Genomic DNA, 23,955 nt, shown 5'->3' with positions numbered 1-23,955 from the left:
GAAATATGACCTTTCTAAGTATAATTATTCCATTTAAAAAAGGTAAAAGATACCTTAAAGACTGTCTTGAAAGTATCAGGGAGCAAAATCTAAATGATTTTGAGATAATACTGATTGTTAATGGGGCAGTTGAAAATATTGATGATTTAATCAGTGAATTTGACAATATTATAGTGAAAACATATGCTGATGAGATAGGTGTTGGAAAAGCACGAAACGAATCATTAGAAATGGCTAGCGGAGAATATGTCTATTTTATTGACAGTGACGATTACATTTATCAGGATGGCCTTTCAAAACTCGTAGACTGTGCTAAAAAAACCGATGCCGATTTTATAAACGGTCAAAGAATAGAAACATATTATATTAGAAACAGGTTTTCCGAAGAGTTTAGTGTAAATAATGCCAAAATCATGAAAAATAAATATTCCGATGAGGAATTTTCAATGCACCTTATCGTTGGTGAAAATGATAATCTTGAGGTTTTGTCCGTTCTTCATGCTTTGATCAAACATGATGTAATTGGAGATTTGAAATTTGACGAATCAAAAAAATATTTCGCCGATTATCCATTCATGGTGGAATTGTTAGGCAATATCCATTCTGTTATAGGTGTTGAAAATGCGGTATATGCCAAAAGAATCAGTGATGATTTTATAAACTTGCCGTCATTGAATCAGGAAATCGCTGATGATTATATCTTCAAATCAATTGAGGAGTATAAGAATGCCAAAAATGCCATCAAATCTGACCTTCTTAAGGAGTTGATGGCTCAAAAAATGTTTAAATATTATTATTACACCTTTTCAAAAACAAATCACATGCAACCGATTGAAGCTTTGGATGCATTCATGGAGATTGCCGATGACTTTAAGGGGAATCCTATTCAAAGCTTTGAGTTAAATGCATTGAAATCAAAAAATAAGCAAAAGACCATAAAACTTTCAAAAATCAGGGTAACCTGCAACAGGCTTTTGAATTTCATCAAACATCCTCAAAACATTTATCACACTCTTTATCATAACATTTACAACAAGCGACCAATAAACAATAAGCGAATCATGTTTGAAAGCTTCAGCGGAGACTTTTATTCGGACAGCCCCAAATATATCTATGAATATCTCTATAAACATTATGGCGATGAATTCGAGTATGTCTGGGTAATCAATGATAAAAAAACTGAAATTCCCGGAAATCCCATAACCACAAAGAGGTTTTCCCTGAAATATCACAAGCTGATGGCAACATCAAAATATTGGGTTGTAAACACCCGGCAGGCGGGCAGGCTGGTAAAAAGACCGCAGCAAGTTTTACTTTCAACATGGCACGGGACACCTCTTAAGAAACTTGGTTTTGATATGGGAAATATTTATATTCAAAATCCCCGAACAAAAGAAAGTTATATTCATGATTCGTCAGCCTGGGATTATTTCATCTCCCCCAACAGATTTTCAACTGAAATCTTCAGACGGGCATTTGCATATGGTGGCGAAATACTGGAAACCGGTTATCCGAGAAATGATATCCTGTTTAACGCTGATGAAAGCAAAATAAACCAAATCAAAGAAAGATTGAACCTGCCTGATGATAAGAAGGTTATTTTATATGCTCCAACATGGAGGGATGACGATTCCTATGACATAGGCAAGGTCAAATTCAAGCTCAAACTTGATTTGGAAAAGCTAGAAAAAGCCATTAGCGATGAATATATCGTTCTGGTTAGAAATCACTATTTAATAACCGATTCTGATGTTGATGACTATAAACATTTTGCTGTTGATGTTAGTCATTATGACGATATTGCAGAATTATATCTGATAACGGATGTGCTTATTACAGATTATTCAAGTGTTTTCTTTGATTTTGCAAATTTAAGGCGCCCAATGCTGTTTTATATGTATGATCTTGAAAGATACGAAGAGGAACTCAGAGGATTTTATATTGACATATACAATGAGGTTCCGGGACCTATATTAAAAACCACCGAAGATGTTATTGATGCCTTAAATGATTTGGATAACATTAATGAGCAATATAATGAAAGATATGATGAATTCTGTGAAAAGTATTGCAGTCTTGAAGATGGAAATGCAACAAAAAGGGTTGTTGAGAAGGTTTGGCCACTTTGAACTGCAAGTTGAGGCATTATCATTATTTCTAAAACTATATATAAATTACATTACAAAAATTAATTAAGAAGTTTGGTTTAATGAAATTTTTAAATAATTATTGGGATTTGAATGACATTTATTAGTATTATTATTCCATTTGACACAGTTAAAAGATATCTAAAAGACTGTTTGGACAGTTTACGTGAACAGAATATTGATGATTGTGAAATAATTTTAGTGTTGAATGGTGGTAAGGAAAGCGTTGACGATTTATTGAAGGAATATGATGACTTAAATATCATTATAAAATCCTTTGATTCAAGGATTAATGTTTCCAAAGCAAGAAATGAAGGATTAAAAATTGCTGAGGGACAATACGTTTATTTCATCGACAGTGATGATTACATATATCAGGATGGATTGTCAAAACTCATAGATGTTGCCAAAAACACCAATGCCGATTTCATAAATGGTGAAAGAATCAATACAGGATTTATTAAGGAAAGATTTGCTGAAGAGATTGATTTACTTGCCGAAAAGAAAAGATATCCATTACTTAAAAAGAATTTGGCCGATGATGAATTTTCATTTAAATTGCTTGTTGGAGATAAGACCGATGATTTTGAGGTATTGTCTGCATTGCATTGCTTGATTAAAAAGAATAAAATGGACAAGTTTTTTGATGAATCGGCTGTTTATCAAAGCGATTATGAATTCATGATAGATGTCTTGAATGGTATGGAATCATTCGTAGGTGTTGAAAATGCTATTTATGCAAAAAGAATCCGTGATGACCCGATTAATCTGAAATCACTTAACCAGCAAATGGGTGGAGATAAATTTCTGATTTATTCTGAAAAGTTTAAAAAAGCGGTTGAAAACATTAATATTGAAGCCTTAAAGGATGAATTCGCATCAAAGCTTTTTAAATATTATTATTCAAATTTTTCAGGTAATTTTTATGCCAATCCTGATAAGAAATGGAGAAATGAATATTTTGACATATTGGTTGGTTTGATGGCCAAAATCGATTTCAAAAATTTATCATTTTACCAGAAAAGAGAGCTGAAATCCTTAAAATCCCATGATAAAAATAAACTTAGGAAACTGCTTAAGTTAAGAATCAATTTCAGCAAGCTTCTTGAAATGGATAATATGTGGCGTATAAAGGCTGCAATATATTATAAAATATTCAATAAAAAGGAAATCAATCAAAAACAGATTATCTTTTGCAGTTTTCGGGGAGACTACTACTCTGACAGTCCGAAATACCTCTATGAATATCTGTATGAGAATTATCCTGATGAATTTGACTATGTGTGGGTCCTGAACGATAAGAATGTTAAGGTTCCGGGAAATCCCAAAAAGGTTAAAAGATTTTCTCTGGATTTTTATAAGGAAGTGGCACGCTCCAAATATTGGGTAATTAATGGAAGGCAATCAGTTGTGCTTGCCAAAAGAAAGGACCAGATAATTGTTTCAACCTGGCATGGAACACCTCTCAAGAAGTTGGGTCTCGACATTGGCAATGTCTACACAAGAGATCCATTTTTAAAGCACTCCTATATTGACGTGTCAAAAGAATGGGACTATCTGATTTCACCGAACCGATATACTACAGACATCCTGAAAAGCTCATTCGGATATGAAAAGGATATTTTTGAGTCAGGATATCCGAGAAATGATATTCTATATAATGCTGATGAAAATAAGGTAAAAGAAATCAAATCCAAATTGAATATTCCAGATGATAAAAAAATAATCCTATATGCTCCAACATGGCGTGATGATGAGTTTGTTGACATTGGCAGCGTCAAATTTAAATTGCAGCTTGAATTGGATAAGCTTAAGGAAAATTTAAGTGATGAATATATTGTGTTGGTCAGAACCCATTATTTCATATCAAATAATCTTGATTTAAGCGGGGTTGAAGACTTTGCTTTTGATGTAAGCAGATATGATGATATTGCAGAGCTGTATTTAGTTGCAGATATTCTAATCACAGATTATTCAAGTGTATTTTTCGATTATGCAAACCTCAAAAGGCCAATTTTATATTATACATATGATTTGGAAAAATATGAGAACGTTTTAAGAGGATTTTATCTTGATATTCATGAAGAGGTTCCCGGCCCGTTATTGAAAACAACTGAAGAGGTCATCGATTCAATTAAAAATATCGAATCTTTAAAGGATGAATATAAGGATAAATATGATGCATTCTATGAAAGATTCTGCAGTATTGAAGATGGCAATGCATCAAAAAGAATTGTTGAAAAAGTTTGGAAATAGCTTGTTTTGTTGTATTTCTGCATTCCTAAGAGTTTGATGTAGGCAATTGAACTTATTTGTATTAATGATAATTCTGTTTATAATTTTTTTAGCATATGCATTAAATTTAGCAAATTATTTGTAAATCTTTCAAAAATTGCAAATAAATTAAATTGCATCGTTATTTAGGGAAATAATGATTTTTCAAAAAATTTAAAAAGTATTTTAATGATAATATTAACTATAAATGGGGATTATATTATGAAATTGAAATATCTTACAATTGTCATATCCCTTTTATTATTGATCTGTTGTGCAAATTCGGTTTTTGCGCTATCAGATGATAATAATACAATGGGATTGGATACGGGAAATGATATTATTTCTGCAGAAAATGATGAGAGTTCAGTTTTATCAGTTTCTCAAGATGAAATAATATTGAAGAATACTGAGAACTCTTTTTTAAGTGATGAGGCTTCCGATACAGCAAGTTCAACTGAATCACCGATTCAAAAGTTCACCAATGATTTGAATAGTGGTGAAAGTAATGTTTACTTAACCGGTGATATAAAAGTATCAAAACCATTTGTCATAAAGCATGATGTGGTTATCGACGGTCAGGGTCATTCAATTGATGGTCAAAAGAAAACTTTAATATTTAAGGTATCCGGCCATTCATTAACTTTAAAAAATGTTATCATTAAAAACGGTAAACATGACAAGGGAGGAGCTATTTTTGCTGTAAACAGTAATTTAAATCTTCAAAATTGTATTTTTACCAGTAACGAGGGTACTCAAAATGGTGGGGCCATCTATCTTTCCGGCGGTAAATTAAACGCGAATAAATGTACCTTTACCAGCAATGTTGCTCATCTGAGGGGTGGAGCAATTATTACTTATTCAGCAAAGGTAACCATAACTGATTCAACTTTCACCGGCAATAAAATTGTTAATTCAAATAAGAATGGTTATGGTGGAGCAGTTTGGATGAATAAAGGATCTTCATCAATAACCAACACTGTCTTTAAAAACAATAAATGTATTTCCAAAGCCTTAAAAAGTCATAAAAAAGCTACTAAATATCAATTTAGTGGTGGGGCAATTTATTATAGTTTAGGTTCAAGTCATTCTTTAACCGGATGTACATTTGAGAGTAATGAGGCCAGTAATACAGCAGGTGCCGTTTACGGATTAAAACCAGGTTCTTTAACTATAAATAAATGTATTTTTAAAAAGAACAAGGCAACTTATGAGGATGGTGGAGCTGTCGTCTTTTCTGGTAAAAAACTGGTTATGAAGGATTCCCAGTTCATTAAGAATCATGCTTATGAAGACGGAGGCGTGATGGACAGTTTCAGTGTGAATAAAAACAAGGTTCATGTTACAATTTCCGGCTGTGAATTCAAGGGCAACAGCGCATATAAAGGTGCCGGAGTTATATGGTTAGGTCTCAAGACAGTTTATACCATTAAAAACAGTAAATTCCTTAACAATAAAGCTGGAATGGGTGGTGTTTTATACTCACAAGACTGTAAGGCAAAAATAACCAAATGTCTTTTCCAAGGAAATGCTGCCAAAAAAGTTGCATCATGGACTGTGAATAAGAAAGACGGCGGTGTTTTAAAACATCTCGGTGGAGCAATAATGCTTGAGAAGAAGAGCATGAAAATAATTAAATGTGTCTTCAAGAAGAATAAGGCTACAACCGGTGGTGCGATATTTAAACATAGCGGTTCTTTAAAACTTGTTGCAACCAAATTTTCTGGAAACAAGGCAAAAGTTGGAAAGAAAAACGTTCATAACAGATAAAAAATTTCTTGTCATGCATTTCTCTGACCTTTAGGTCAGGGAAATACTGCATGAACTTATTTAATCTATTTTTTTTTAAAATTCATATATTATAACTAAATTTTGACTTTAATGGTGTTGTGTATATGCCTGAAATATCAGTTATTCTGCCTGTTTTCAACAGCGAGGAATTTATAGGAAAAGCTATCGAAAGCGTTCTGGCTCAGACCTTTGAAGACTTTGAGCTAATCATTGTAAATGACGGATCCACTGATTCTTCAAAAGATATTATTGATTCATTCATTGATGATAGAATCAGAATCATCAGCCAATCGAATCAGGGTCCCGGAGCTGCCAGAAACAATGCTTTAAAGATGGCTCAGGGAAGCTATGTGATGTATCTGGATTCAGATGACTGGTTCTGTCCTGATGCATTGGAAGTTGCTTACAGTGAAATCAACAAATATGATGCCGATTTTACTTTTTTTAAGATGATCAATTATGATGGCGAGAGATACTACGAAAATGACTGGTTTGAATTAAAGACTCTTCAAGTATTTGAAAATAAAGTATTCAATCCGAGAGAAACTCCAGGATCCATTTTTGACTTGTCTGTCGGGGTATGTCAAAAAATCTACAATAGATTTTTTCTCGAAAGAATCGATGCCAGGTTCCCCGAAGGGATATTCTTTGAGGACATGCCATTCTTTTACTATGTTTTCCTAAAGGCGGAAAGGATTTCAATCGTCAATAGGCATCTGTATGTCAGAAGAAAGCATACCTCATCGATTACAAATGTCGTTGATGAGAAATTTTTTGACACCGTGCCTGCAGGACAGGAACTGATGAGGATTTTCATTGAAAATGGATGGTATGATGCATACAAGTATGACCTGCTTGCCTATAAAATCAATGGCCCTCGATTTGCTTTGAGGGACATGCCATTAAAATATAAGTCTCACATGTTTGACTTGATTAAAAATGACTACGAAGCAATTAAATCAACAAAATATTATGTGGACTTTTTAGACCAGCTCGGTCCTGTAAAAAAGAAGTTCTTTTTGGATGTTTTGAAGTCAAGGGATTATGAGGAATTCAGTAAAACATCCCACTGAATCCCACATTTTTACATACGCAGTATCTGCAGAGTGACCTTTCATCATGAATTGCTGTCATGCGTGGCTTGCAGTAGTACTCACCGTCTGAATGGTATACGTCATCACCTTTGTCTTCACTGAATGGATGCAGGGGCTTTTTGGCAATCAAAGCCAGATACAGTGATATGTTTTCGGTGAATCGTTTGGTTTCGTCATCCCCTCCTGCATACCTTTCAAAGTAAAATCCGATGTCGCCGCGCATATTCTTTATGACTCCATCCTTTATTTCGAAATCGTCAGTGATCTCCACAGAATAAATCTCATCATATACTTCTGAATTGTATTTGGCAAGCTTTTTTGTCAGGGGATCCTTATACCTTGGGTCTGTTACCTTGTTTCTTAAATATTCGATAGGATAATTTTCCAAATCCTTTCTAATCATTGACAATAATTTTGATGCCTTCATAATACTCCTTTGCTTTTCAGAAGTTCGCGAGGATTATCTACAATGGCCTTCATTGCTTCATCGTGTGTCAATCCCGCACCCAATGCAATTTCGTATGACTTTTCAAAGGTTATGATATTGTCTGGAGAGTGTGTATCTGTGTTAACAAGCAGCTTGTTTCCCACTTCGCGTGCGATGTTTGCAACGTGGCCGTTTCCAAGACAATGTCCCTGTCTTGCGGAAATTTCAAGATAGATGTCATTTTCCTTTGCAATTTCAGCTTCTTCCTTGGTGATTAATCCAGGATGGCCCAAAATGTCTACATGTTTGGACTCAACTGCAGCCCTGTTGGTTCCGGGAGTAACCGGTTCATTCAATGTTTCGCCGTGAACAACAACAATTTTGGCACCCAATTCCTTTGCACGCTCTGCAATTCCGTCAATTGATTCGCATGGTGCATGAGTCACTTCGGCACCCAAAACGACAGTAATGTCCCATTTGCTGTTGATATCATCAATTGCATCCTGAATGGCAGGTATAGTATCCACATTTGACCAATCCACATGGTCTGTAATTGCTATTGCTTCATGGTTTAGTTTCAATGCTCTTCTTGCAAGTTCAGACGGCAGTAATTCGCCGTCACTGAATAGACTGTGCATATGTAAATCGATTCTTTTTGTCATATAATAATTTATATAGAATATAGAATATATAATTATATAACCTAAAAATTTTGAGGTATAAAAATGAAAGCAAAAGCAGTTAAAATGGCAGATGGTGTTTATTGGGTTGGAGTAATCCATTGGCACAGCAGGACTTTCCATGGATATGGAATTCCGGGAACCACATACAATGCATACTTGGTATTCGGTGAAGAAAAAACCGTATTGATTGATAATGTTTACAGAGGAATGTTTGAGCAGTTCGATGCAAGGGTAAAGGACGCATTCGAACAGGAAGGCAAAGATTTCAAAATCGATGTTTTTGTTCAAAACCATTCTGAAATGGACCATTCCACTTTCTTAAGACAAACAATTGAAGAATACAATCCTGATGCTGAAATATATGCATCACAAAACTGTATTAATTTCCTTGAAGCACAATATCACAATTTCGGTGATTTGGAAATCAATGCTGTTGCAACCGGCGATGAATTGGACATAGGTGGAAGGACCCTCAAATTCATTTCAGCACCAATGCTTCACTGGCCTGACAGCATGTTTACCCTGTTAGCTGAAGAGGGCATACTGTTCTCAAATGACGCATTCGGTCAGCATGTGGCTCATTCCAAAAGGTTCGATGATGATTATGACACAAACTACCTTATAAGGGAAGCACAGAAATACTATGCTAACCTGGTAACCTTAGGCTCCCCAATGCTTAGGATGAAACTGGATGAACTGACCAGCACAGGTTTAATCAATGACATCAAGATGATTGCACCATGTCACGGTCAAATCTGGAAAAATCCAGCTCCTATCGTTGAAAAATACTCCGAATGGGGATCCGGTGTATGTAAGGACAAAATCACAGTTATATTTGACACCATGCACCACTCAACAGAAAAGCTCGCATACCAAATCGCTGAAGGTATCATGAGCGAAGGTGTTGAAGTTGCAATGTACTTCATGCAGGAAGACGGTCCGGATGATGTTATCACTGACATTCTGGACTCCAAAGCTATTGCGCTCGGTGCTCCTACAATGATGAACAAGCCGTTCCCAAGAATAGGTAACATGATGTACTGGTTGGACTGTGTAAACTTCAAAGGAACCGGAAGCGAGAAAAGCGCTTTTATTTTCTCATCCAAAGGTTGGGGTGGAGGAGCTGTTGCAAAACTCCAACGTGACCTTGAAGAAGCTGGATTTACCGTAACCGATACATTGGATGTATTGTTTGTGCCTGATGAGGATGTTTTAGCTGAAGCATTCGAGAAAGGTGCTGAACTCGCTCGTTCAATTAAAGAATAGTCAATAGACTATTTCTTTTATTTTTTTAAAATATTGATTGTTGTAAATCGCAACTAATGGTGATAATATGTCAAGCATTGTAATTTATTTTTCAAGAAGCGGTGAAAACTACTTCGGTGGAGAGCTCAAAAACATTGAAAAGGGAAACACTGAGGTTATTGCCGAATACATACAGGAAATAGATGGTGCAGATCTCTTTAAAGTTGAACCGGCAGTCGAATATCCTGCAGACTACATGGAATGCATAGATGTTGCCCAAAAGGAACAGCAGGCAGATGCAAGGCCTGAAATCAAGGAAACCTTGGAAAGCATCGATGAGTATGATACAGTCTACATTGGCTTTCCGAACTGGTGGGGCACATTGCCGATGCCAATGTTTACCCAATTGGAACAACTGGACTTTGCAGGAAAATCTGTAAAACCTTTTGTAACTCATGAAGGATCAGGTTTCGGTTCATCACAAAAGGATTTGGCGAAATTGTGCGAAGGTGCAGACATTAAAAATGGTCTGTCAATTCCAGGCGCAAATGTATATGATGCAAAGGAAACCGTAAAATCCTGGATTGAAGATTGATTCAATTTTCAACCTTTTTTTATTATTTTATTAACAAATCAATTTTGATATTAGATAATTATTGTTGTAAATTTTTTTTATATTTCTTTTACATAAAATTGATTATGTAAACTATTTTGTACTTTAATTGAATGCTTGTGTATTTCTTAGGTTGTAGTTTAAATAATATTCACACAAAAATTTTGTTGATTACTTTTTATTTTTATTATTTTGTTCATTTATTTATATTTTTTACTATCTAAAGATTTAAATAATATTTTATATTAATATATATGTACGCAATAGTTATTTGAAAATTATAGTTATTGTTATAAAATGAATATTTTTTAAAAAATATTTATTTAAATAAAAAATCAATTAATAAAAATTTGATTTACATATAATTTAAATAATATATGTGTGATTTATTGGGTTAAATCAAATCTTAAAGTAAATATAAAAAAATCAAATGTTCGCAGAATTTAGCTGAAAATGATTGGTATTTTTCGGTTTAGTGCGTTGATAATGTGCATGATTGGTCAGTGGCCAGTCCTGTTTCGCTATTAATGGGCATGCTGATAATTGGGGATATTATTTATTAAGATGTTTAAATTAACTGGAAATAAATTTAATTTATATTATTAAATTATTGAATTTGATTAGTTTATGTTTGATTTGACTCTCTTTTGAGGGAAAAAATGAAATTTAATAAACTATTTAAAATTTTATTGGTATTGATTGTATTATTAGTATGTTTGAATGCTGTTGCGGCTTCAAATGAAATGGATTCATTTGGGGTTGGAGCAGAAGATGGTAATTTGGCTGTAGAAAATAATGACATTTCCAATGCTTTAAAATCTTCAGATGAGGATGTTTTAGGTGATGGAAATAATTGGTATGTAGATGCAGGTGCTACGACTGGGGGAGACGGTTCACAATCTAGTCCTTACTCTGATTTACAAAGCGCATTATCTAATTGTAATGATGGTGACGTTATTCACATAATGCCTGGAACATATAAAGGAACCTCTAATACAGGTTTGACAATCGGCGTTAACAATTTGGCAATCGTTGCTGATGACGGAACACCTATTTTTGATGGTGAAAACAAAAATCAGATCTTTAAGATTACTGGAAGTAATGTTGTTTTAAAAGGATTGCAGTTGACCAAAGGTAAAACCACAAATGGTGGTGCATTATATCTTGATGGAGACAATATCTGTGTGGATAACTGTAAAATAATTTCCAATAATGCCAACAGTGGTAGAGGTGGCGGAATTTATATTGCAGACCATGATGGTATTTCAATCATAAATTCAATGATTAATGGAAATAAAGCCACTTATTTCGCCGCCGGAATCTATAATACTGGTTCAAATACATTAATTGCAAATTGTAGTATGTATAACTCAATTGCACATAATGCCGGTGGAATTTACTCAAATAAAAAAATAAAAATTGTTAATTCATCTGTATCTTCAGCAAAAAATGATATTACAGACACATTTGGTGGTGGAATTTATCTTCAGGGTGCAGGTGCTTCAGGTTCATTGATTGATAATGTTACATTCTCATCATGTTATTCCGACCAAGGTGGAGCAATCGCATTGAAGGACTGTGACAATATCACTGTCAATAATTGTGAAATTTCAACCTGTATAGGTGTAACCTCTAAAGGTACCGCTTCAAACAGTGATGGTGCTGCAATTTGGATGAACGGAAAAAATAACGTGATTAGCAATACCCGTGTTCATGATAATGCGGGATATGGTTATGGAATTATGTATGTTCCTGTTTCATCAGTAAATACAACATTTGATAACTGTCAATTCTATAGAAATGCGGTAAATGATTATCACGGTGGAGCAATATTCTCCCAAGCAGACAATCTTTTAATTAATAATTCATATTTCTGGAGAAATCACTGTTCTAAATATGGTGGAGCAGTATTTATCTTGACAGGTAATAATGTTTCAGTTGTGAACTCAAAATTTGATGGAAATTATGCGGAAAAAGGTGGAGCTATCTATCTTGGATCAAAAACCAAATGTAATGATTTCGTTGCTGACAACTGTACATTTGTAAATAATGGAGTATTTCCGAAACCTCCATTTGATAGAAACATGACTAAAGGTGGAGCAATCTTCTCATTAGCTCAAAATCCTACCATAATCAACTCCAATTTCACTCATAATGTTGGACTTATGGGTGGAGCAATAGTGTTTGAGTATGGACACAATACCCTTGAAAATGATACTTTTGTAGGAAATATCGCTGAAAGATATGGTGGTGGAGCAATCTCCAGTACTAGGCAAGGCGATACCATAAACAACTGTACATTCATCAACAATCAGGCTAAAGGATATGGTGGAGCTATCGGTGCTGATTATCCGACAATCACAAATTCTAAATTCATTGGAAACACTGCTTTCCATGGTGGAGCGATTTGCACTATTCTTGCAAATGTTTCAAATTCAGAGTTTTATGATAATTCCGCTGATGATGGATGGTATATAGTGGCTGCTACTGAATTGATTGAAAACAATAACGTTCATCCCGGACAAGATTCCATTTCATTACATCATACAAAGTATATGTACATGACTTATGATTCAAAAAATGGAATAACACATGTGGATGGCTATACTGCATTTTGTGTTGAAGAAGATGCAGATGCTCCACAATATGGGGTAATGTGGGAAGATTTAAGGTTTTTACAAAACTCCCTGTCTGAAGAATATGTCGGTGACTATCTAAAAATACTAATATTCAAGTATTGGAATGATGAATCCAATTATGCATCATTCAGAGATATAATAAATATCTTCACTGACCATGATTTCAAAAGAAACAACAATGAGATTGTTAATGATGTCGTTTCACTGTATGATTCAGGATTCAGAGTTCCAACAAATGGTGCATTAAGATTTAATGATGACGGAACTGTAGAATTGTTCAACTTCGGAGAAATTATTGTCCCTTCATCAACTCAAAATGTATTTGTGTTCACTGTAAACAAGACAAACTTGACAGTTGAAAAAGAGGTTTTAACCAGTCCTGTAGTAATCGGAAAACAGGTTGACTTCAATATTACTGTTAAAAACACTGGTGAATGCAATCTTACATCAGTATGGATAAATGAAACAGGATTCAGCAAAGGATTGATATATGACTCATTCAGATCTCCATTCAATTGGACTTATGATGCAAATAAAAAACTTTGGACATTAAATGAAACTTTAGGAATCGGCAAAACTGCATATGTTATACTCACATTCAATGTAACCGAATCTGGAATGATGCAGAACAACGTTTCTGTCGGATTTTCCAATCACACTTTCGGAAATGATACAGTTAATTTCAGGGTTTATGTTCCTAATATGACTATTGAAAAGGTCTCTTTGACTCCTGAGGTGACAGTTGGAATGCCGGCATTTTTCGTGATTCGCATAACCAACACTGGAGAATGTGAATTAAGCAATATTAATGTTACTGAAATGAATTCACAAGGTTTAAGTTATATGGACTTTGTTGATTCAACTGATAAATGGATATTCATAGGTTCCATGGACAGTCCTAAATGGCAATACAACGGCACTCTGCAAGTAGGTGATTCTGCTGAGATTACGGTAATATATAATACTTTAAAAGCAGGTACATTCACTAATGTTGTTGCTGTTGACAATAACCAGACATCTGGTAGCGGTAAAAACGATACTGTTATTCATGAGCCTATGTTAAGTGTTGTAAAAATTACTTTGACACCTAAGGTTGCTGTCGGTGAGTTGACAAGCTTCATGATTCGTGTCACAAATACAGGAGACTGTGATTTGGAAGAGGTTTATGTAAAAGAGCTTAAATTTGATGGATTGGTTTATGATCATTTCACTTCAGTATCAGGCAAATGGTCCTTTGACGGCAAAAACAAGTGGACTTATAATGGTGTTTTGGCTGAAGGTGAAAGGTCTCAATTCACAGTGTTCTTCAAAACAATCAAGGCAGGTAATTTCACTAACATCGTTGTTGCAGGAAGCAATGCAACCAATGAAACAACTGCAGAAAATGTTACAGAAACATTTGAAAATCAAACTGATAACAACAATAGCAATAACTCAAATAACTCAAATAACTCAAATAACTCAAATGGGGAAAATGATACAAACACAACATTTAATGTTTCTGAAGATTTGAATGGAACTGAAGTGGACTTAAAAAGGGCAACTGGTAATCCGCTGTTTGCGTTATTGGCTGTTCTTTTAATTATTAGTGTATCAGGAATTAGAAGATTTAAAAAATAAATAGAAGTTTTTTAACTTCTATCCTTTTTCTTTTTTTTTGAAATATTTATTTCATAACTTGGTGAAATATTGATATAATTCATCAATATTAAGAATCATATTTTAATAATCTCCTATTTTTTTCATTGATTGTTTGCAATAGACATAATTTGTAAAGAAATTCGGTCGCATCTTGATTGAGCAATAAATTTATATATGCCCTTTGCCAAAATAATATTTAGGTATAACTAAATTTATGTGAGGTATAATTATGAGTGATATGGCTGAAGCAAGAAGACATATGCATGAAAGGCAAGAACGAGAAAAGAAAAACAGTAAATCCAAAGCTAGAAAAGTCAAAAATTTCTTTTTTGGGTGTTGTAAAAACAAATAATGTTGGATTATTCTTTAACTTTCCTTATTTTTTTCAAAATCAAATAATTTTTAAAAAATTTTAATTAATTTAAAAACATAATATCTATTATGTCAAATTCAGTTTTTGTTCCCGGCCACATTACAGGGTTTTTCACTATTGAAGACCATGACATTACCCTTAAAAAGGGGTCATGCGGTGCAGGCTTTTTATTGTCACAAGGCGTCAAGACAACTGTTTCAAGTTCCAGCGAATTTAGGGTTGATGTAAATCAGGGCGACTCAACAGTAATCGATGAGGTCCTGAATATTTTGGAAATTGACACTGTTTTTAAAGTCACACAGGACATACAACTGCCCATTGGAGCAGGATTTGGAACATCTGCAGCTTCAGCTTTGAGTTTAACCCTTGCATTGAATGAGTTTCTGGACTTGGGCTATTCAACTGAATTGTGCGGCCAGATTGCACATATGGCGGAAGTCAACTTGGGTGCAGGTTTGGGGGATGTCATTGCACAAACCGGCCAGGGTATGGTTTTAAGGGTTGAGCCCGGCGCCCCTGGAATAGGTAAGATCAAATCTTTCAAGCATGATGTTTGTATAGCCTGGAAGACTTTCGGGGGCATTGAAACGTCAAGCATCATTCAGAATCCTCACCATCAGCAGGTGATATCCGATGTGGGCTTGAAATATCTGGAATATTTTGAGGAAAAGCCGAGCTTGAGGAATTTTCTGGACTTTTCAAACAGGTTTTCCAATGAGACAAAACTGATGTCAGATGAAGTGAAAAATCTAGTTGATTATTTTAATTCCATGCCTGATATTTTAGGAAGTTCAATGGGTATGCTTGGAAATACGGTATTTGCGTTTGCGGAAAATGAAGATGTTTTCAAAAATGTGGAAGTTGAAAACTTGCATATAGATAAACTCAACAATGTCGGGATAGTTTATGATTAAGTTAAGTTATGATGTAAAGAAATATCGCCGTGATCTTCTTGAATTGGTTGAAGCGGATGATACTGTAATAGAATTGGGATGTCATGTGGGTGGCACAACAAAACTGATAGCTCCTGAATGTAGGGTGATTGCCGTTGACAATTCGCCTGAGGCAATCGATGAGATGAAAAACATTGAAAATGTTGAATTCATTCCGGGAGATGTTCGCAGGCATGAGATAATTGCCGAAGCTTATAAGATTGTGCAATCATGTGACCTATTGGCGGTTGATTTGGGTGGTGGATATCACCCTGATACTGTTTTCAAGGTATTCTATATATGGTCAAGCACATTCAAACCGAAACATACTGTGATAAGGAACCGGGGACTTTTGGAATTCTTCAATTCGGCTAGTGTTGGCGATGAGGACTATCGCACAAGTACAGGTTATCTTGAAAGCTATCATGATTCGGGCATTCCTCCATTGATAAAGGAATTCGACTTGTGGACGCCGAAACTCAAAAAATAGTTAAGATAAAATTTAATATAAAATCAAATATTTGCATTATATTAACATGTATAAACTATCACAGACTTTGTATTTAACCTAAAAACTTTCATGCATTATTTTAAATCATTGTTTAGACCATTCTATTTGCCATTAATAATTCATTTAAATGGTCATGCTAAATTCTATCTTTTTGTATAATTAGTATTATATATCATAATCGCTAAAAATATAATTCATAAGTAAAAAGGTTGTAAAAATGATAGGTAAAAAAATCCGTTTAGAAAGAATCATAAATAGAAATACTGGTAGAACTGTAATTGCACCAATGGATCATGGTGTGTCAAGCGGACCAATTCCTGGAATCATCGATATGGATGAAACAGTTGAAGAAATCTCTCAAGGTGGAGCAGATGCTATTCTAATGCACAAGGGAATTGTAAAACAAGGTCACCGTGGTTACGGTAAGGATATAGGTCTTATTGTGCACTTGTCAGCAAGTACCTCACTTGCACCGGACCCAAACGATAAGGTTACAGTAACAAGTGTCGAAAAGGCAATTCAGTTAGGTGCAGATGCTGTTTCCATTCATGTAAACTTAGGTTCAGAAACCGAAAGTCAGATGCTGCAGGAATTAGGTACCATTGCTGAAACCTGTGATTACTGGGGAATGCCTCTTCTTGCAATGATGTACCCAAGAGGCCAAAAAGTTGAAAACGAACACGATGTCGAATTCGTAAAGCATGCAGCTCGTGTAGGATCTGAACTTGGAGTAGATATTGTAAAAACCAACTACACCGGAGACCCTGATTCATTCAAGGAAGTTGTTGAAGGTGCAATCGTGCCTGTAGTAATTGCTGGCGGTCCAAAAATAGACACTGATGAAGAATTGCTGCAAATGGTAAAGGATTCCCTTGAAGTCGGAGGAGCTGGAGTTGCATTCGGACGTAACCTCTTCCAGGCTGAAAACCCAGGAAAAATCACCCGTGCAATTTCAGAAATCGTTCATCATGATGCTGATGTTGACGAAGCAATGAAATTCTTAGATTAGGTGGGAAAATGCAAAACAAATTCGCTTGGATATCAACACCTGACGAAGTGTGGGAAGACAAGAAAGAGATGATCACCACAGCTTTGGAATCAGGAATTGACCATGTTCTTGACCTGGATGATATTGAAAACATCAGAAAATTGGGAAACGTGAAAATAATATCCAACAGTGATGATGCCGATATCTATTTGGTTGGAATAAACGGTGAAGGTGACGGATTCATAGAGTTGAATGAGGACTTTAAGGATTCAGTTGATATTGCAAATGCAAAAAAAGCAAAAAGCGAAGGAAAAGCAGTATGTGCATATATAGTAATCACTGATAAGGCACATGAGCAATTGGCAGTAAAGCTTGGTGAAATAGTAGACTATATTATTCTTGTTGGAACCGACTGGACAATCATTCCGCTTGAAAACATTATTGCAGACTTGCAGAAGGTCGATGTTGAAATCATTGCTGCAGTTCGTGACCTTGACGGCGCCCGTGTTGCACTCGAAACACTTGAACACGGAACCGATGGTGTAATATTTGAAGCAAATGACTTTAACCAAATCAAAAAAATTGCACAGGAAGTTGTCGAAGCGTCACAGGCAAAATATGAACTCAGAATAGCAACTGTAACCAATGTAAAGCCATTGGGATCAGGTGACCGTGTATGCGTGGATACCACTGACATGATGAAGCCGGGCGAAGGAATGCTCATAGGTTCCTATTCAAAATCAATGTTTCTGGTTCACTCAGAAAGCTTGGAAAGCGAATATGTTGCGTCACGTCCTTTCAGGGTAAATGCAGGACCTGTTCAGGCTTATGTGATGGTGCCTGGAAACAAGACAAGATATCTCTCAGAACTGGTGGCCGGAGATGAAGTGCTGATTGTCAATACCAAAGGCGAAACCAGAACCGCTTATGTCGGAAGAAGCAAAATCGAAAGAAGGCCATTGATATTAATTGAAGCTGAATATGAAGGCCAAATTATCAGAACCCTGCTTCAGAATGCGGAAACAATCAGAATTGTCGATGAAAATGACAATCCTTTGTCAGTGGCTGACGTGAAGCCGGGAGACAGGGTAAAGGTTTACATTGAATCAAATGCACGTCACTTTGGAATAGCAATTGATGAAACAATTATTGAACAATAGGTGTTTTGATGTCACAGATAAGAGCATTTCTTGCGATTGATTTGGATGATGATTTAAAGCCTAAAATAAACAAAATCATCAGGGAATTCAAAAAAACTGATGCTAGAATAAAATATGTGGAATTGGCAAACCTTCATTTGACCTTAAAATTCTTTGGTGATATTGATACTGAAGGGTTAGGATTGCTTGAGGAGGCAATAGCCAATGTTGTTTCCCAGTATGACTCCTTCAAGATTAAAATCAAGGGCTGCGGGGCATTTCCAAACAATAAACGCATAAAGGTCATATGGGTCGGAATCGATGAGGATTCCATAATTAAGGACCTTCATGATAAGTTGGATAAGGAATTTGTACGCCTTGGCTTTGATAAGGACAAAAGGTTCTCAACACACCTGACCATCGGACGCATGAAATCCGCAAAAGGCAAGGATAAAGTCAAATCAACAATAGAAGAGTTCAGTGATGTTGAAATCGGCGAGATGGAAGTTGACCATATTACCCTTAAAAAATCAACTTTGACACCTGCCGGACCAATTTATGAGGATTTAAAAATATTTGAATTATGATGACTATGGATTATGAAGCTATATTAAATGATATTAAACCTACTGAAGCTGAAAAAAAGCATATTTTCAGTGTATCAGGTAGTATAATGAAGTTCCTGCAAAATGCATGTGATGATAAGGACATTGATGCCAGCATAAATCTGGTGGGGTCAGTCGCTAAGAATACTGCACTTAAAGGAAAATCGGATATAGATATCTTTATAGCTTTTCCATTGCAAACTGACAAGAAGATTCTAAAAGAGAAGGGTCTTGAACTGGCTCATGAATGCTGTGATGAGTTTGGAAGCACTCCCCAACATCATTTTGCATCACATCCCTATGTGACAACCTATATTGAAGGATGTGAGGTTGACATTGTTCCTTGTTATGCCATCGAAAGTGGAGACCAGTTGAAATCTGCCGTGGACAGGACAATTTTACATACTCGTTATGTAAAGTCCAATTTAAGCGAAAGCCAACAGGATGAAGTTCTACTGTTGAAAAGATTCATGGCAATGACAGGTACTTACGGTTCAGAGTTTAAAGTTGGCGGATTTGCAGGTTATCTGTGCGAACTGCTGGTACTCAAATATGGCGATTTTGAAAAAACACTGAAGGCAGCAATCAATTGGAAATTTGGCGAAGAGATAGATATTGAGGAATACGGTACTTCAGGTAACTTCAAGGATCCATTAATTGTCATTGACCCTACAGATATGAATCGTAATGTAGGTGCTGCATTAAGATTGGATAAAATGGCTGAGTTTATCCAGTCAGCTCGTAATTATATATTTTCTGATAACAAGAAAGATTATTTTTACCCATTAAATAAAAATCTAAATAAGAAAGATATACTGGAAGAATTTAAGACAAGAAACAGTGATTTAATCGCATTTAAATTCAAAATTCCCGACATTCCTTTGGACACTCTGCATCCTCAGCTTAGAAAGACCTGCCAGGCATTGGAAAGGAAACTGAATGGAGAGGAATTCAATGTATTCAAGGCAGACTATTGGAGTGATGAAACAGATTATTGCGTTATCCTCCTTGAAATGGCTTCATCACACTTAAACAATGTTAAAGTAAATGTGGGGCCGAAAGTATTTATTACACAGGCCTGTGAGAATTTTGTCGCCAAGTATGGCCGTGAAAACTGTTATATTCAGGATGATTTTCTAGTGCATATGCAAAAACGGGAATTCGTTGATGCGGTTGACATGATAAGATATATTTTAACAACTGAACATATCGGATTGATAAAAGTTGGAAAAAACCTTAAAAAGAGTATTATCAATACTTATGAGTTCATTGACATTGATGAAGTTGATATTGACTTTTTAGATGATTTCCTAAATCCTGGCCAATACATTTCAAGGTGAATAAATGGAAAAGACTGAAGAAATCGATTTGATAGTTAACCATCCGAAAAAGGCTATAAATAAGTTGGCATTACCTATCATTATTTCAAACTTATTTATGATGCTGAATAACATTATCGACGGGATATGGGTATCCGGTTTGGGTCCTGACGCTCTTGCAGCAGTTGGTTTTGTAACACCTTTATTTTTGGCGATGGTCGGATTTGCAAACGGTATGGGTGCAGGTTCAAACAGTCTGATTGCAAGATACATCGGAGCTGAGGACTATCACAATGCGGGAAACAGTGCAATCCATTCGATATTGCTGAGCATAATAGTGACAGTTATCGCAACTGTTTTCATGCTTATTGTCTTAAAACCACTTCTTTTGGTAATGGGGGCCGGAGAAATCATAGATTTGACAATGACATATGGAACCATCGTCCTTGGAGGTATATTTTCAATATTTATTCCGGCGATGATGGCTGCCGTCTTCAGGTCACAGGGTGAAATAAGACGCGCATCATATCCTCTGCTTTTTACAGCCGTCATAAACATGATTTTGGATCCGATATTCATTTATTATTTTAATCTTGGAGTCGGAGGTGCGGCAGTTGCTACAGTTTTGTCAGGCACACTTCCAATGTTTTTGATGATTTACTGGATGTTTTACAAAAGGGACAGTTTTTTGGAAGTCAAAATGAGTGAATACAAGAGGGATTTTGGAATATACAAGGATATCCTTGTTGTCGGAATTCCTGCAAGTCTTGAGCAGTTTATCCTTTCGTTTGTTTCAATTCTTATGAATTACTGGCTGACAATGCTTTCAGGAACAGTTGCCGTTGCGGCATATACTGCCACATGGAGATTGGTTGCAATGGGTATGGCTCCGCTGATAGGTATTGGTATGGCAGCATTGACTGTTGGAGGAGCTGCTTATGGGGCACGTAACCTGAGTAACTTCAAGACAGCCTTAAATTATGGCGTAAAGCTGGGACTGATATCTTCAGTTATAATATGCGCATTCCTGTTCGTATTTGCCGAGCCGTTGTCATATATTTTCTCATACTCTGCAGATGCGGCTGTACTGTCCGCAAGGGTTATCGATTGCCTGCATATCCTATGCTTCTTTATAGTATTGATGCCTTTCGGTATTCTTGCCGGGAACCTATTCCAGGCAATGGGCAAAGGCACTATATCACTTTCCCTGACATTTTTAAGGGCATTCATTTTGGAGGTTCTCTTTGCAGGACTCTTTGCATTCGTATTCAATCTTGCAGACATTGGAATTTACATTGGAATGGTTGTTGGAATGTCTATAGGATGTATCTTTAATTACATTTACATTAATTATTATTTGAACAAACATGAGAGCTACTTCACTGCCAAAAGGTGATTTGATGAGTGAAAAAACATATATTTATGAATATGATCAAAGCGAATTAAAGGAATTGTCAGACATTGAATTGAAAGCATTGAAAAAAGCGTCACGACTTAATGACAAACTCCTTGACCTCAAGATTTTGATTGATGAAATTGACTATGACTGGAAGGAATACATTGATTTTTTAGAGGATGAAAAGATTTCTAAAGTTTGTGAGTTCAGAGGAGGTCAATGCATTGATTTTGATGATGAACTGATAAATGCGATTGTCAATACCCTAAAAAAATCACTTAACGACACTAACAAGTCAATAAATTACAATCATAAAAAAATTGCCCTCAACCGTGTGCTCGACGGCTAATTTTTAGAAACTTTTATTATATTAAATTGCTATATTATTAAGTATGTCTGAGATTAAAAAACTCACAGCGGATGTTGATGTTGAAGAATACTTCAAGAACTATGTAGACTTTGAAAAATTCTCCAAACTATGTATTGAAGAGCAGGAAATGCTTGGATATAATTGGAGCTATCCTCCTTTTGATTTTGATGTTGATGAGTTATGGAACTCATACAATAAACTTAAGATTGTTGCATTCAAAATTGAATTTTCGGATGAGGAATTGGAACACACCTTTTCTGAAATTGAATTGAATCATATTTTAAAGAGATTTGAAAGGTTTAAAGCCAGATTGATGAATGAGATTTATGTCCTGGAGAATGAGGATTCCCAGGGATTGTATTTAGGCAAATGCAATTTATGCATGAAGTGTACAAGGGAATTCGGCATGCATTGTAAAATGCCGTTTAAGATGCGATATCCTTTAGAGGCATTGGGAGCTGATGTTGACCAGACTGTAGAGGATATTTTCGGATTAAAAATACATTATGCTCATGATGGTAAGCTACCTGAATACTTGATATTTGTTGGTGGCCTGCTTTATGATAAGAAATAGGGTGATATCATGAAAGTAAGTGTAATAGGCGGAACTGGACCACAAGGACTTGGAATTGCAGAAAGATTGGCTATTGCCGGTGTTGATGTAATTGTCGGTTCAAGAAAAGAAGAAAAAGCACTCGATGTAGTTGCAAAGGCAAAAGAAGAATTGGCAGATTATGACTTAAACATGGTGGGTATGGCAAATGAAGATGCTGCTCGTGAAGGAGACGTATTGATCCTAACAGTACCTTTAGCTGCTCAAAAACCAACAGTTGAAGGCATCAAGGAGTTCTGTAACGACAAGATTGTTATGGATGCTACAGTACCACTGGAAACTGCTATTGGCGGAAAGCCATTCAGATTCATTGACCTTATGGAAGGATCTGCTGCTGAAAGGACTGCTTCCATTCTCGATGGAACCGGTGCAAAAGTAATCTGCGCATTTTGTAACATCTCAAACTCTCACCTTTCAAACATTCCGGAAGAAATCGACTGTGACTGTTTGATTGCAGGTGATGATAAAGATGCTAAAGCAACTGCTGCTGAAATTATTGACAAAATTCCTGGCATTAAAACAATTGACTGTGGAATACTTGAAAAAGCAAGAATCATCGAAAAAATCACTCCACTGTTAATTGGTTTAAACATTAAATACAAATCACATTATGGTGGTTTAAGAATTACTGGTATTCCTGCACTCGACAAAGACTGATTTGATTAATATGGATTCATTTGAGGCATTAATTGGAAAAAATATTAATGAAGTAACCTTAAATGAATCAAAATTTTTTTTCATCGCTCCGTTAAAGTATTCAACCAAACTTTGCGGTAAACGATATCCGTCGGATAAATTCAAACTGGCCGATTTGGATTATTTTAACCTTATTTCATTTTCGCAATTATTTAAAAAAGAATCATTGTTGATTGTTTGGTATGATGAAACTGGTCTTATTACTGATTTAGAAATATATTACCTAAGCAATGATTTTGATATTCTATTTTATGATTATTATATTATCAAAAAGGCCATTGACAATGGTGAAGCCCATAAATTAAGGGAAGGAGATACAAAATACTTGGGAGCTTCAAGATTGAATGATAAAGTTCCTCAACCAAATAGCGATAAATTGGCAAATAAACGCGAACTTGTTTTAAAAAAGAAATATCTGCAAAAAATCATTAATGAAATAAGTATTAAACCTTATTAGTT

The 23,955-nt window shown here is 35.5% G+C and carries 21 protein-coding genes; 19 read left to right on the top strand and 2 right to left on the bottom strand.

The window, feature by feature from the left end; translation table 11 throughout:
• The first annotated feature begins 5 nt into the window (after positions 1 to 5).
• The 4 genes from QZN27_RS00180 to QZN27_RS00165 all read left to right on the top strand — a co-directional run bounded on the left by QZN27_RS00180 (position 6) and on the right by QZN27_RS00165 (position 7,285).
• On the top strand, positions 6 to 2,129 hold the full coding sequence (locus tag QZN27_RS00180; RefSeq protein ID WP_296782220.1) for a bifunctional glycosyltransferase family 2 protein/CDP-glycerol:glycerophosphate glycerophosphotransferase: 2,124 nt from the start codon (positions 6 to 8) through the stop codon (positions 2,127 to 2,129).
• 111 nt (positions 2,130 to 2,240) lie between these two features.
• Positions 2,241 to 4,403, top strand: a complete 2,163-nt coding sequence (locus tag QZN27_RS00175) for a CDP-glycerol:glycerophosphate glycerophosphotransferase (protein WP_296782218.1) — start codon at positions 2,241 to 2,243, stop codon at positions 4,401 to 4,403.
• Positions 4,404 to 4,643: 240 nt separating this feature from the next.
• Entirely contained in the window at positions 4,644 to 6,191 is a 1,548-nt protein-coding gene (locus tag QZN27_RS00170; protein WP_296782216.1) for a hypothetical protein, read from the top strand.
• Between the two features lie 125 nt (positions 6,192 to 6,316).
• Positions 6,317 to 7,285 carry a glycosyltransferase family 2 protein gene (locus tag QZN27_RS00165; protein WP_296782214.1) on the top strand — a complete coding sequence of 323 codons (969 nt, stop codon included), beginning with the start codon at positions 6,317 to 6,319 and terminating at the stop codon, positions 7,283 to 7,285.
• Here the strand turns inward: QZN27_RS00165 and QZN27_RS00160 are convergent.
• Positions 7,266 to 7,733, bottom strand: coding sequence for a DUF2115 family protein (locus QZN27_RS00160; RefSeq protein WP_296782212.1), 468 nt, complete (start codon positions 7,731 to 7,733; stop codon positions 7,266 to 7,268). The genes QZN27_RS00165 and QZN27_RS00160 overlap by 20 nt on opposite strands.
• A complete protein-coding gene (locus QZN27_RS00155) occupies positions 7,730 to 8,395 on the bottom strand; it encodes a histidinol phosphate phosphatase domain-containing protein (RefSeq protein ID WP_296782210.1) in 666 nt (221 codons plus the stop codon). Before QZN27_RS00155 ends, QZN27_RS00160 begins: the two co-directional genes overlap by 4 nt.
• Before the next feature lie 63 nt (positions 8,396 to 8,458).
• Here QZN27_RS00155 and QZN27_RS00150 point away from each other — a divergent pair, with 63 nt between their 5' ends.
• The 15 genes from QZN27_RS00150 (at position 8,459) to QZN27_RS00080 (ending at position 23,953) form a co-directional block, all read left to right on the top strand.
• Complete coding sequence (locus QZN27_RS00150) at positions 8,459 to 9,682, top strand: FprA family A-type flavoprotein (protein ID WP_296782209.1); 1,224 nt, start codon at positions 8,459 to 8,461, stop codon at positions 9,680 to 9,682.
• A gap of 67 nt (positions 9,683 to 9,749) precedes the next feature.
• The gene (locus QZN27_RS00145; protein WP_296782207.1) at positions 9,750 to 10,256 is read left to right on the top strand and encodes a flavodoxin; all 507 of its coding nucleotides are present in this window, start codon (positions 9,750 to 9,752) and stop codon (positions 10,254 to 10,256) included.
• 677 nt (positions 10,257 to 10,933) lie between these two features.
• A complete protein-coding gene (locus QZN27_RS00140; protein ID WP_296782205.1) occupies positions 10,934 to 14,533 on the top strand; it encodes a right-handed parallel beta-helix repeat-containing protein in 3,600 nt (1,199 codons plus the stop codon).
• Positions 14,534 to 14,783: 250 nt separating this feature from the next.
• Complete coding sequence (locus QZN27_RS00135) at positions 14,784 to 14,906, top strand: hypothetical protein (protein WP_296782203.1); 123 nt, start codon at positions 14,784 to 14,786, stop codon at positions 14,904 to 14,906.
• An 89-nt stretch (positions 14,907 to 14,995) separates the two neighbouring features.
• Positions 14,996 to 15,841, top strand: coding sequence for a pantoate kinase (locus QZN27_RS00130; RefSeq protein ID WP_296782201.1), 846 nt, complete (start codon positions 14,996 to 14,998; stop codon positions 15,839 to 15,841).
• Complete coding sequence (locus tag QZN27_RS00125) at positions 15,834 to 16,349, top strand: trans-aconitate 2-methyltransferase (protein WP_296782199.1); 516 nt, start codon at positions 15,834 to 15,836, stop codon at positions 16,347 to 16,349. Before QZN27_RS00130 ends, QZN27_RS00125 begins: the two co-directional genes overlap by 8 nt.
• Positions 16,350 to 16,587: 238 nt before the next feature.
• Complete coding sequence (locus tag QZN27_RS00120; RefSeq protein ID WP_296782197.1) at positions 16,588 to 17,379, top strand: 2-amino-3,7-dideoxy-D-threo-hept-6-ulosonate synthase; 792 nt, start codon at positions 16,588 to 16,590, stop codon at positions 17,377 to 17,379.
• 8 nt (positions 17,380 to 17,387) lie between these two features.
• Positions 17,388 to 18,518 (top strand): 3-dehydroquinate synthase II, encoded by a 1,131-nt coding sequence (locus QZN27_RS00115; protein WP_296782195.1) that lies wholly within the window; start codon positions 17,388 to 17,390, stop codon positions 18,516 to 18,518.
• 8 nt (positions 18,519 to 18,526) lie between these two features.
• Positions 18,527 to 19,084, top strand: coding sequence for an RNA 2',3'-cyclic phosphodiesterase (gene thpR / locus QZN27_RS00110; RefSeq protein WP_296782193.1), 558 nt, complete (start codon positions 18,527 to 18,529; stop codon positions 19,082 to 19,084).
• A 5-nt stretch (positions 19,085 to 19,089) separates the two neighbouring features.
• Complete coding sequence (cca, locus tag QZN27_RS00105; protein ID WP_296782191.1) at positions 19,090 to 20,442, top strand: CCA tRNA nucleotidyltransferase; 1,353 nt, start codon at positions 19,090 to 19,092, stop codon at positions 20,440 to 20,442.
• Between the two features lie 4 nt (positions 20,443 to 20,446).
• The gene (locus tag QZN27_RS00100) at positions 20,447 to 21,817 is read left to right on the top strand and encodes an MATE family efflux transporter (protein ID WP_296782189.1); all 1,371 of its coding nucleotides are present in this window, start codon (positions 20,447 to 20,449) and stop codon (positions 21,815 to 21,817) included.
• Positions 21,818 to 21,821: 4 nt separating this feature from the next.
• Positions 21,822 to 22,166: a hypothetical protein gene (locus tag QZN27_RS00095; RefSeq protein WP_296782188.1), complete on the top strand. Its 345-nt coding sequence runs from the start codon at positions 21,822 to 21,824 to the stop codon at positions 22,164 to 22,166.
• A gap of 43 nt (positions 22,167 to 22,209) precedes the next feature.
• Positions 22,210 to 22,761: a DUF2284 domain-containing protein gene (locus QZN27_RS00090; RefSeq protein ID WP_296782186.1), complete on the top strand. Its 552-nt coding sequence runs from the start codon at positions 22,210 to 22,212 to the stop codon at positions 22,759 to 22,761.
• A gap of 9 nt (positions 22,762 to 22,770) precedes the next feature.
• The gene (gene npdG / locus QZN27_RS00085) at positions 22,771 to 23,457 is read left to right on the top strand and encodes an NADPH-dependent F420 reductase (protein ID WP_296782184.1); all 687 of its coding nucleotides are present in this window, start codon (positions 22,771 to 22,773) and stop codon (positions 23,455 to 23,457) included.
• A gap of 10 nt (positions 23,458 to 23,467) precedes the next feature.
• Positions 23,468 to 23,953 (top strand): hypothetical protein, encoded by a 486-nt coding sequence (locus QZN27_RS00080; RefSeq protein ID WP_296782182.1) that lies wholly within the window; start codon positions 23,468 to 23,470, stop codon positions 23,951 to 23,953.
• Positions 23,954 to 23,955: the final 2 nt, after the last annotated feature.

Origin of the sequence: uncultured Methanobrevibacter sp. (assembly GCF_900316895.1) — an archaeon.
GTDB lineage: Archaea > Methanobacteriota > Methanobacteria > Methanobacteriales > Methanobacteriaceae > Methanocatella.
The sequence above is the reverse complement of the archived record's forward strand: the minus strand, read 5'-3'. Positions and strand labels throughout refer to the sequence as shown.